The following is a 12301-nucleotide window of genomic DNA, read 5'->3' as shown; positions in this document are numbered from 1 at the left end:
TAACAACCTTGCTGCAATTTGGGCAAAAAAATAATGTTTAATTAATAATGAGGAGATTAGTCTGGACTTTAGTAGTCCTGTTTTTTATGTTCGGTTGCAAGCCAAAAGCGCCAGAGGGCATTATTGATAGAGAAACGATGGAGCAGATATTGTATGATGTACATTTGGTAGATGGCTATCTATCGACCATTTACATACAAGATTCGGCAAGAAAAGTTGGCGCAGCGTATTACAACGGCATTTATAAAAAGTATGATACGGATTCCGTTCAATATACAAAAAGCTTAAATTATTACAACAGCAACCCCGATCAATTGCAGGAGATCTATAAAGCGATTTCCAAAAAATTGGAGAATCAAAAAGTAAGCTTAAAAAAAGCAGACTCGTTAATGCTACGAAAAGCCTTTGTTAAAGATTCTGTTAAAATTACTAAAGCCTTCAAAGCTGATTCTCTGGCCATCAGAAAAAAGATGAAACCTGATTCTGCATCGAAAGCGGCAGCAGAAAACCAAATTAAAAAGAAGAAAGCCAAGGCTGATTCGGTATTGAATACAAAAAGAAATTTTAGCGGAGCGTTACAACTAGCGCCCGCGGCAGTACAATAATATGTTATACCCTGATAATTGTTTAGAACGTTTAGGATTTGTAGAGATAAGACAGCTGATTAGCAAACATTGCTTAAGCCCAATGGGTCAGGCAATGGTGCAAAAGATGCAGGTGATGAGTCGTTTTGACCAGATCGATAAATTTTTACGCCAAACCAACGAATTTAAAAGCATCCTGCAAAATCAGGAACCGCTACAAATCAATACCTTTTTTGATATCAAATCGCTAGTCGAAAAGATTAGAGTAGAAGGTACTTACCTTTTGGAAGATGAATGGTTTCAGGTTTATACTTCCCTGCAGACCGTTTTTTCTGTTTTGCGTTTTTTTGAAGAAAGAGCAGAAGTGTATCCAACACTCGAGGCCTTATTTGAACATTTGCCGATCGAGAAAAACATCCTTCGAAAGATAGAGACAGTTATTGATGCGAAAGGTAAAATTAAGCCAAATGCATCTAAAGAATTGCAAGAAATCACTTCATCTATTGCTAAAGCCGAGCAAGATGTGCGCAAGCGGATGGACTCGATTTACAAACAAGCTATTGCCAACAATTGGGTAGCCGATGGTAGCTTAACCATTCGCGATGGCAGAATGTGTATTCCTGTTTTAGCCGAAAATAAAAGGAAGCTTAAGGGATTTATTCATGATGAGTCGGCCACTGGTCAAACTGTTTATATAGAGCCAGAAGAAGTTTTTACCCTTAACAATAAACTTCGTGATTTGGAATTTGATAAGCGCAGAGAAATTATCAAAATTCTGATTGCATTGACTGATGAACTACGTCCTTATTCGCCACTATTGCTTTCCTATCATGGTTTTTTAACCAAACTTGATTTTGTTAGGGCGAAGGCTTTGTTTGCTTTGGATATTGAGGCCGAAATGCCTGGTTTACTAAAAGAACCAAAAACCAAATTAATAAATGCAAGGCACCCCCTGTTATCTATTTCCTTTGCAGCCGAAAAGAAAACAGTAACGCCATTAAATATCCATATTGATGCAGAAACACGTGTAGTTTTAGTTTCTGGACCAAATGCTGGAGGTAAATCTGTTTGCATGAAAACGGTTGGTTTGCTCCAAATTATGTTGCAAACGGGCTTACTAATTCCGGTTGATGCCAATAGTGAAATGGGTATTTTTGAAAATATATTTGCTGATATTGGTGATGATCAATCGATAGAAAGTGATTTAAGTACCTACAGTGCCCACTTAAAGAAAATGCGTTATTTCGTTGAGCATGCTTCGCCAAAAACGATGGTTTTGATTGATGAATTCGGTACGGGTACTGATCCACAATTTGGAGGTCCGATGGCCGAGGCCGTATTGGAAGTACTCAACAATAAAAAAGTGCGTGGCGTAATTACCACCCATTATTCTAATTTGAAACTTTTTGCTGGCAATACGCCTGGTTTAGAAAATGCGTCGATGCTTTTTGATAATGCTAAAATGAAACCTTTGTACATTTTAGAAATGGGCAAACCTGGAAGTTCTTATGCGTTTGAAATTGCTCAAAACATCGGTTTGCCTAAAGAGGTGATTCAGCTTGCCAGGGAAAAAACCGGTTCGAATCAAAATCGCGTTGATACCATGTTAGTAGATTTAGAGCGTGAAAAGAAAACGATTTACGATGCAAAAGTGAGCCTGGCCAATCAACAAAATAAGGCTAAAAATTTAGTTGCCGAAAATGAAAAATTAAGAGCTTTTTTGGATGAAAACAGAAGGGTTTTAATCAAAGAAGCAAAGCAGGAAGCGCAAAACATTATTAAAAATGCCAATAAACTGGTAGAAAATACGATTGCTGAAATTAAAGAAAAGCAGGCTGATAAAGAAGTAACCAAACAATTAAGGCAAAATTTGCATCAGGAGTTAGTTAAGAACACCGTTCCAAAAGAAAAGCCAAAACCTGTTCAAGTTATTGTTGGTGGCGAAATTACGGTTGGAGATTGGGTAAAATTTACTGACAGCGAAACAACCGGGCAAGTGCTGGAAATTAACAGAAACGAACTGGTTTTGGCTATCGGCGATTTACGCTCGAACGTGAAAAAAAATCGGGTTCAAAAAATCAGCAATAAGGAAGCGAAAAAGGTAGTCCAAAGCAGTGCCGGCTCGTTCGCGGGGAGAATGAATGATGCTGTGTCGGGCTTTAGAGCTGAATTAGATCTTCGCGGAAAAAGAACGGAAGATGCTTTATTCGAAGTAGAGAAATATTTAGATAAAGCGATTATGTTGGGCTTTCCATCTATCAAACTTATTCATGGTAAAGGCGATGGAATATTGAGGAAAATGATTCGGGAGTATTTGAGGAAATATAGTCAGGTGAATAGGATGGAAGATGAACACGCAGATAGAGGCGGGGATGGGATAACCTATGTTTATCTGAATTAAAATTTATCTTTAATTTCTTATTTGAAGAAGGTAGATTTCGAAGTTTTAATGCCACTTTCTTGCCGTCATTACGAAAACATTTTGCGATTTCATCGCTAATGTTTTTGGTATGCTCAGGCTAATGTGAATTGCTGGAAGGATTGTTAAGTTGAGATTTGTAAATGATGGAATGAAAAATTATTTCTTTTTATCCCCAGGACATTTCTTACAGCGTTTACCTTTTTTAAACTTCTCACAACATTTTTTATGCTCTGCAGTGCAGCTTAAAATGAAACCCATTCCCTTTTGAAACTCAGGATCGGTAGGTAGGATAAAATTGTTTTCTTCTCTCTCGTAAATCATTGCAGTACAAAGGTAATGCTTGTTTAGATCAATTCCAATTAAAAGTTATTCGTAGAAGATTTAAACTGATTTCATGCTGGGTTTGTAGCCGCAATTTGTAAATTAGCGAACTAACCAAAAATTCATAAAATGATTAATAAAGTGGTATCAGGCGCTAAAGAGGCGATTGATGATATATCAGATGGCGCAACCTTAATGCTTGGTGGTTTTGGACTTTGCGGAATTCCTGAGAATTGTATAAATGCTTTAGTAGAAAAAGGCGTTAAGAATTTAACCTGTATTTCGAATAATGCTGGGGTTGATGACTTTGGCATCGGATTAATGTTAAAACAGCGTCAGGTTAAAAAAATGATCTCTTCTTATGTCGGCGAAAATGCAGAGTTTGAACGGCAATTACTAAGTGGCGAATTAGAGGTTGATTTGATTCCGCAAGGAACTTTAGCAACAAGATGTTTAGCAGCTGGTTATGGAATGCCTGCTATTTTTACACCAGCAGGAGTAGGAACAGAAGTTGCAGAAGGTAAAGAAATCAGAAATTTTGATGGTAAAGATTATTTGATGGAATATGCGTTCGACGCTGATTTTGCAATTGTAAAAGCTTGGAAGGGCGATACCGTTGGGAATTTGATTTTTAGATCGACCAGTAGAAACTTTAATCCAGTAATGGCAATGGCTGGCAAGATAACCATCGCAGAGGTTGAAGAGTTGGTTGAGGCAGGCGAACTGGATCCAGATTATATTCATACGCCAGGAATTTATGTTCACAGAATCTTTCAAGGTAAAGATTACGAGAAAAGAATAGAACAGCGTACGGTTAGAAAGTCTCCAGTTATTTAATCATCCTCTCATTCAAAATTCATTCATTTACATAATGGCATTTTCAAAAGAAGAAATAGCGCAACGTATAGCGCAAGAAATAAAAGATGGTTACTATGTTAACCTTGGCATTGGTATACCAACCTTGGTGGCCAATTATATTCCAAAGGGAATAAATGTTGTATTGCAATCCGAAAATGGACTGCTCGGAATGGGACCATTTCCATTTGAAGGTGAAGAAGATGCCGATTTAATTAATGCGGGTAAGCAAACCATCACTACTTTACCGGGCTCCTCAATTTTCGATTCGGCAATGAGTTTTGGAATGATCAGGGCGCAAAAGGTTGATTTAACCATTTTAGGGGCAATGGAAGTTTCTGAGAATGGTGATATCGCCAATTGGAAAATTCCTGGCAAAATGGTTAAAGGAATGGGTGGTGCAATGGATTTAGTGGCATCAGCAAAAAATATCATTGTAGCCATGCAACATGTAAATAAAGCAGGAGAGAGTAAGTTGCTATCTAAATGCACGCTTCCATTGACTGGGGTAAAGTGTATTAAAAAAATTGTTACTGAATTAGCTGTTTTGGATATACTGCCCGAAGGAGGTTTCAAACTTTTAGAACGAGCACCCGGAGTGAGCGTTGATTTTATTAAACAATCTACAGCAGGAAGGTTAATTGCTGAAGGCGATATTCCGGAAATGCGATTGGTTTAAAATAAAAATGGGGTCAAGTTTTTAAAGCTTGACCTCTTTTTGTTTACATCTATTATTTTAATTTATATCAACCAGAATACTGTTCCTTAAGTCATTCGAAATATCTTCAGTGATGGCAATGATTTCATCAGGCTCATTGGTATTATTCATAATCACCTTATTACATTGCTCTCGATAAGGCAACAAATATTCCTTGTAGGCAGGCACCACGTGGTTATGCCACTTATAAAGGACGTCATCTTCGGGGTATCCACGTTCCAGGCCATCTCTTTTTATCCGGCGATCTAACGCAACTTGTTCATCAGCATCAACGAAAATGGTATGATCTAGCAAGGCTGCAATTTCTTTGAAATGCAAAATAAAAAGGCCTTCAACAATGATTATAGGTGCTGATTTAATCTCTAAAATTTTAACTACCGCAAGTGGATTATTGAAGTTATATTCCTTTTTATAGACAACCTCCCCGCTTGTAAGTTGTTTTATATCCCTTAAAAACTGCTCACTATCAATGGTTGATGGAAGATCAAAATTGTAAAGTTTATTTTCTTCCTGGGTCATATCGCCTGCAGGAATGTAATAATCATCCTGGGATACCAAAGTTACTTCATCTTGCTTAAAGTGATGTAAAAAGCAGTTTAAGAAAAATGTCTTACCCGATCCACTTCCACCGGCAATACCAATTATAAAAGGTTTTTTATTCAAACTCATTGAGCACTATATGTTAGATTGCAGAAAAAACGTTTGTCTAAAGCACCTAATGAATCGGCTACCGCTTTAGTCATTACAATGATAACATCTTTTGTGGATTCGTTCTCTGTAAATTTACCAACAACCTTTGCGAATGTTGTTTTGTTAGTCATTGGGTTGGTAATTTTTATTACCCTGCCTACTGGTGCTGTACGGTGTAAAACTAGCATTTTCGAGCCGTCTAAATCTGCGTCAGCAATCCATACAGCCGCACCTTTTTCCTCGATTTGGCTTAGGCCGTAAACGCTTGGGTCGCGACGAAGTTTCGGATCTTTAACCATTGTACTATCTGGTTCACTTTCCTGCTCTTCTTTCGATGCCTCATTTACAGATTTTGGTTGAGGTGGCTTAGGAATAATTAATTTCTGATCTACTTTAATGGCGTTATCATCCAGTTTGTTAGCTGTTCTGATTTGATATGCCGTTAAATTGTACTTCTTTGCGATGCTGAAAATATTTTCTCCAGTTGCTACAGTATGAATAAAACTTTCTTCTTTTGAAGGTGAAGCAGACGACGTTTTAACCGGTTCAACTTGTTTTTCTTTCGGTACTTCTACTTCAGCAACTACTCCTCCGGGCACTTTTAAAACTTGCCCAATCGTAATCGCATTATCCGGCAAATTATTTAATTTCCTTAATTGATAAGCAGTAATGCCATATTGCTTGGCAACCGTAAAGATGGTTTCGTTACGCAAAACCGTATGGGTACCTGCAGCATCTGAAATTTTGGTTGCTTCGGTTGGCGTTTTGGCAACTTCGGTTTGCGCTTGTTCTGCAGTGCTGATTACTTTATTTTCATCAACATTTTTTGTAGCCGGAATCTTTAATTTCTGACCAATCCTGAGATTATTGTTTGATAAATTATTTGCTTTTTTAACCTCTTCTACTGTGCTGCCGTATTTTTCTGCTATTTTCCCAAGAAACTCCTTAGGCGCTACCGTATGCTCAATCATCGTTTGCTCTGCAACAGTACTTTCAATAGCAGGAGTGGTTACCGTGGTTTTTGCTGGTTTTACTGGCTCGCTCGTAGCGGGGGAATCTATACTATTTTTCGTAGCTATTTTTAAAACCTGCCCAATACTTAAATTATTCCCGCTAAGGTTGTTCAGCCTTTTAATTTCATTAATAGTTGTTCCATACTTTTCGGCGAGCATATTTAAATTTTCTTTTGCTTTAACAGTATGCTCAATGATGCCGCCGTCTTTGCCCGAAGAAACAGGGGGCGTGCTGCTTGTTGTTCCCCAGGGAATATTGGTTGGAACTTTTATAATGACCCCAACTTGAAGGTATTTGTTCTCATTGTAGCTCATAATATCTTTCGGCGAAACGTTATATCTTCTTCCAACAGAATAATACGTGTCTTTTGCTACAATTTGATGAACGATAAGTTTCTTTCCGTTATTATTTTCAACGCCGATAGAGTCTCTAAGTGTGTTTGCTTTAGCATTTGCGATGTTTAGAGCAAATAGAACAAAAGCAGATAAGTATATTTTGTGCATTTATTTTCTATAAATTTCTTAGTCAAAGGAAGCAATTATACGAATAAAATATTTAACCCTGTGGAGTTAATTAACCCGTTTTTGAGTAAAAATAAGATAACTTTATTTCAAAAAAATGGTCATAATATTCATTCACAATATCTTGTGAAAGAAAACAATTGGCTTCGTGTTGATTAATAAACGAACTAATAAATAAGGTATTGTACAGATGAGAATTTAGATTAAAACATTTATAAATTTGGGTTGTTACGTACTCATCAATATCACATAAAAATTAATAAAATGGACGCTAAAGAAATAAGCTTAAATGAAAAAGAAGTAAAACCAGTGGTTGATCTTTTGAACGATTATTTGGCAAATTATCATATTCATTATCAGAAATTAAGAGGTTGCCACTGGAATATAAAAGGTCAGAATTTTTTTACGCTTCATGTTAAGTTTGAAGAATTATATACCAATGCACAGCTTACCATCGATGAAATTGCCGAGCGTGTTTTAACCTTAGGGAAACCACCTCATAGTCGTTTTGCAGATTATATCAGTGAATCTGAAATCAAAGAAATCGACACCATAGGCATGAAAGATTTAGATATGGTTGATGCTGTATTGGATGATATGGCTAAGTTGATTGAAATTGAAAGAGAACTATTAGAAGCGACAGATAAAGCTGGCGATGATGGGTCGAATGATATGGTAAATCGCTTCATGCAGTTTAAAGAAAAAAATACCTGGATGTTACGTTCTTTCGCGGGAAAGAAATAATACTTTGAAGTAGGTTTTAAAAGCCTCAGTTAAATGGATGAATTGTCAAATCTGTTTATCTGAGGCTTTTTTGTGTTATAGAATAGCTATTTATTTATCTTTGGGCATGGCATATAAAAGTTTAGCAGAGTGTGTTTCCGATCTTGAAAAACACGGTCATCTAATAAGGATTAAAGAAGAAGTCGATCCTCATTTAGAAATGGCCGCCATCCATTTAAGGGTTTATGAGAAACAAGGCCCTGCTTTGTTGTTTGAGAATGTGAAGGGTAGTCCCTTTCCGGCGGTTTCTAATTTGTTTGGAACTTTGGAGCGGTCGAAATTCATCTTCAGAGACACCTTGCCAAAAGTACAGCAATTGGTTTCTTTGCGAAATGATCCAATAAAAGCATTGAAAAATCCTTTCAAGTATGCAGGGTCAGCAATGTCGGCATTGTCGGCGCTGCCTATGAAAACGCCATCTGCGAAAAATAATTTTTTAAAAACCTCCATTAGTAAATTGCCACAAATTGTAAACTGGCCCATGGATGGAGGGCCTTTTGTAACGATGCCACAGGTTTATACTGAAGATATTGATAAGCCTGGAGTTCTAAATGCAAATTTAGGAATGTACCGCATTCAATTGGGCGGGAACGATTATATTCAAGACAAGGAGATCGGTCTGCATTATCAGATTCACCGGGGCATTGGTGTTCACCAATCTAAAGCAAACAAAGCAGGTTTACCACTTAAGGTGAGCATTTTTGTCGGTGGTCCGCCATCTCATCCTCTGGCTGCGGTAATGCCATTGCCAGAAGGTTTATCAGAAATGACTTTTGCCGGAGCATTAGGCGATAGGAGATTTCGCTATTTTTACGATGATGAAGGATTTTGCATTTCTGCTGACGCCGATTTTATTATCACTGGAACTGTTTATCCAAATAAAAATAAGCCAGAAGGTCCTTTCGGCGATCATTTAGGTTATTATAGCCTCACGCACCCTTTTCCTTTGATGAAGGTGCATAACGTATACCATAAAAAAGATGCCATCTGGTCGTTCACAGTTGTTGGAAGGCCGCCTCAGGAAGACACAAGTTTCGGTGCATTAATTCACGAAATTACAGGATCGGCCATTCCACAAGAAATTCATGGATTGAAAGAGGTACATGCTGTTGATGCAGCAGGTGTTCATCCTTTGCTGTTTGCAATCGGAAGCGAACGTTATACGCCATATTTAAAGGAGCGAAGACCACAGGAAATCTTAACGATCGCCAACCATATCCTGGGTAAAAATCAACTCAGTTTAGCTAAATATGTTTTCATCGCAGCTAAAGAGGACGATGAAAAATTAAGTACACATCACATTCAGGATTTTATTACCCATATTTTGGAAAGGGTAGATTTAACCAGAGACATCCATTTCTATACCAATACCACCATCGATACCTTAGATTACAGTGGTGATGGTTTAAATAGTGGATCGAAGGTTGTTATTGCGGCAACAGGGGAGAAGAAGCGAAATTTGTGGAATAAAAAGCCTGAAGGGTTAAAGTTAGGGGATGGTTGCTATCAATCTCATCTAGCTATTCCAGGTGTTTTAGTTATTGAATGCGACAAATATATCAGTGCGGAAAAAACAGCAGCAGAAATTGCTTTGTTAAACATCACATTAATCGATCAGGATCTTTCCGGATTACCATTAATTGTATTGGCCGATGATTCTGAATTTACAGCAGCAAATATTGATAATTTAGTTTGGATCACTTTTACCCGAAGTAATCCCGCTGCCGATATTTATGGCGTTAACGATTTTACTATCAATAAACACTGGGGTTGCAAAGGCCCAATGATTATTGATGCAAGGAAAAAACCTTATCACGCTCCTGAACTTATTAAAGACAAAAATGTGGAGGAAAAGATTGATGCTTTGGCCAAGCCAGGAATGCCGCTACATGGAATAATTTAGTTGAATATTTGAAAATATTTGCCCATTTTTAGGTACATGTTTTGCATTTTACCTTCACTTTCGCGTGCCTTAGCTATCATTTTATTAATACTTTGTTGCTGGATGAAGTTGTCCGCTCAAGAGGTTGACAGTTTGATAAAGGTAATTCGTCAGTATGGAAAGCAGAATGCAACGTCTAGCATCTTTGTTCACTTTGATAAAAACGTTTATTCCAATAACGATCAGGTTTGGTTTACCGGGTATTTACTCGAAGGTATTGCACCAATAGCCGATTACCATACTTTACATCTTGCATTGGTAAATAATGCTGATAGCTCGGTAGTTCTTCAAAAGAAATTTTTAATTCATGAAGGCTTTGCATTCGGAGATTTAGTTTTGCCAGATTCGCTGCCCGGCGGATCTTACCGGTTTGTAGTGAGTACCAATATTAGAATAGCTGGCTTTAACGTTTCTGATTTTATTCAGCCCATTACCATAAAATCGACCACGAAAAATCTTTTACAACCCAGCATTTCCGTTTTTAATTCTTACAATGATCAAACTCAAAATGGAACCATGTTGCTTAAAGTTTTGACGAGTGATAATCGTTTTGTTGAAAATGCTGAAGTGAAGTACAACATTGGTCGTGATTCGATTTTGAAAAGAGCTTCGTCAAAAACGAGCGTGATTGGAGAACTAATGATTGATTTCCCGGCAAACAAAATTAACGCGAAGAACAATTTATTAAACATTGCAATAAAAAAAGATAACCAGGTTAAATACTTCAAGCACAAATTGCCAATAATCAACGGGAAAAAATTTCAGATTAGTTTCTATCCTGAAAGTGGCTATTTGGTTAATGGATTGTTTAGTAAAGTGGGGATTGAAATTAAAGACCTAATGGGTACTCCTCTTCTTACAACGGCAGTTTTGTATGAAAACGATAAAGCTATTGATACGGTTAATACGAATTCTACCGGGCTTGGTTTTCTTTCTATCATACCCAATATCAAATTCAAATACAGCCTAAAAGTATTAACTGGTGATATTGAAGGAGATCATTTTGATTTGCCACCTATTTTGAGTGCGGGTGTGACGATGCATGCCAATAATGTAATCGCTGAAAAAGACTTTCGTCTAAAATTACAAAGTAGTTTTGATACTCAAGTTCATGTTGTGGTTCATAATTATACCGATCTCTATTTGCACAGCGAGATTGCCTTAAAGCATGGTGTCACTCAAAATGTTAGACTTGATCTGGATTCTGTACCGATGGGATTAAATGCCATAACATTATTAGATAGTGATTTCAAGCCTCTTGCGGAACGGATTTTTTTTAGCCATTACGATCAAACGAACCAATTGCAAATTTCAACTGATAAGGATGTATATGGTACGAGGGATAGTGTTCGATTGGATATCCGTACGATTACCAGAAGCAAAAACTCCCTTCAAGGTTTGGTATCCATTTCATGTACACAAGCTAACCGATTCTCTGAATTAAACAATATAAATATTGTAGACTATGCATTGCTAGAAAGAGAATTGGTAAACTTACCAGCTAATCCCATGGGAATCAAACTTACGGATCGTGAGTATTTAAATAATATTCTCCTGGTGAAAGGGTGGAGGCGGTATCATTGGCCCCTGTTAAGGGATAGCTTATTTGCGCAAAAGAAAATAATTAATGAGGAAGTTAGCGGCCAGATCAGAAAAGGGAAGAAAAACGTAATGCTACCTATGGAATTATTTACCATCGCGAAGAGTACTGTTCATACCATTTCATCAGATAGTACTGGAAAATTCAAAATCCCTTACTCGAATTTAATTACCGATGATAAAGATGATGTATGGGTGAACCTTAACCATAAAAACGCATCCGATTATACATTTGAAATTCATGATCCGGCTGAAGAGCTGAAAAAAAATATTAGAGCGCAACATTATGAAGAAGTAGTTGCTAACTTATCAAAACCAATAATTATTCAAGCTTTTACTGATCCTCGTGGTATAAATTTAAAAGAAGTTGTGATCAAGAGTGACAAAGGCGAAAAAATTGATTTTGCCAATAATGGTTATATGAATAATTGTGGTGATTATGTCTGTCCTAATAACATTTTAAATTGTGTAAATCATTTTGGAAATTCTGAGAACAAAAGCCCTAAAGAGGGAGGTCAGTATCGGAATCAAAACGGTGGAATTACCATTTATCATGGTTGTGCAGAGCGTAAGAAAGATGCCAATATTTCTATTTTGAGGGGGATAAAACTCGGGAAGGAGTTTTATAAATTCGAGTTGGATAATAAGGATGAACCTATTAATATGTCAACTATATTTTGGGATTATCAACAAGTTTTAGATTCTGAAGGAAAGGCTCGACTAAATTTTACAACTGGTGATTTAACAGGCCGTTTTAAGATTGTAGTGGAAGGTGTTACTGCCAATGGTCCAATTTATGGTGAGCATTACATCACAATCAAGCGGCCATAAAAAAGCTCTCGATGCAAATCG

At 37.1% G+C, this 12301-nt stretch carries 9 protein-coding genes; 7 read left to right on the top strand and 2 right to left on the bottom strand.

The genetic code is table 11. The features are described from left to right. Positions 1-47 precede the first annotated feature (47 nt). The 4 genes from ACZZZC_RS14545 (at position 48) to ACZZZC_RS14530 (ending at position 4861) form a co-directional block, all read left to right on the top strand. A complete protein-coding gene (locus ACZZZC_RS14545) occupies positions 48-605 on the top strand; it encodes a DUF4296 domain-containing protein (protein WP_463487491.1) in 558 nt (185 codons plus the stop codon). A gap of 1 nt (position 606) precedes the next feature. Further along, entirely contained in the window at positions 607-2985 is a 2379-nt protein-coding gene (locus tag ACZZZC_RS14540; protein WP_463487490.1) for an endonuclease MutS2, read from the top strand. Between the two features lie 471 nt (positions 2986-3456). Next, on the top strand, positions 3457-4164 hold the full coding sequence (locus ACZZZC_RS14535; protein WP_463487489.1) for a CoA transferase subunit A: 708 nt from the start codon (positions 3457-3459) through the stop codon (positions 4162-4164). Between the two features lie 34 nt (positions 4165-4198). After that, complete coding sequence (locus ACZZZC_RS14530) at positions 4199-4861, top strand: CoA transferase subunit B (protein WP_463487488.1); 663 nt, start codon at positions 4199-4201, stop codon at positions 4859-4861. 57 nt (positions 4862-4918) lie between these two features. On the opposite strand, the gene ACZZZC_RS14525 is transcribed toward ACZZZC_RS14530, so the two are convergent. Further along, a complete protein-coding gene (locus ACZZZC_RS14525) occupies positions 4919-5563 on the bottom strand; it encodes a uridine kinase family protein (RefSeq protein ID WP_056850047.1) in 645 nt (214 codons plus the stop codon). Between the two features lie 2 nt (positions 5564-5565). Next, on the bottom strand, positions 5566-7107 hold the full coding sequence (locus ACZZZC_RS14520) for a LysM peptidoglycan-binding domain-containing protein (RefSeq protein WP_463487487.1): 1542 nt from the start codon (positions 7105-7107) through the stop codon (positions 5566-5568). Positions 7108-7389: 282 nt separating this feature from the next. On the opposite strand from ACZZZC_RS14520, the gene ACZZZC_RS14515 reads away from it, so the two are divergent. The 3 genes from ACZZZC_RS14515 to ACZZZC_RS14505 all read left to right on the top strand — a co-directional run bounded on the left by ACZZZC_RS14515 (position 7390) and on the right by ACZZZC_RS14505 (position 12280). Continuing rightward, positions 7390-7869, top strand: coding sequence for a Dps family protein (locus tag ACZZZC_RS14515; RefSeq protein WP_265799259.1), 480 nt, complete (start codon positions 7390-7392; stop codon positions 7867-7869). A 106-nt stretch (positions 7870-7975) separates the two neighbouring features. Beyond that, a complete protein-coding gene (locus ACZZZC_RS14510) occupies positions 7976-9811 on the top strand; it encodes a UbiD family decarboxylase (RefSeq protein WP_463487486.1) in 1836 nt (611 codons plus the stop codon). A gap of 102 nt (positions 9812-9913) precedes the next feature. Next, positions 9914-12280: a hypothetical protein gene (locus ACZZZC_RS14505; RefSeq protein ID WP_463487485.1), complete on the top strand. Its 2367-nt coding sequence runs from the start codon at positions 9914-9916 to the stop codon at positions 12278-12280. The last annotated feature ends 21 nt before the right edge of the window (positions 12281-12301 follow it).

The sequence above is a fragment of the Pedobacter sp. AC212 genome (genome assembly GCF_979258625.1).
Note: the sequence above shows the minus strand (reverse complement) of the source record. Positions and strands in the feature narration are given on the sequence as shown.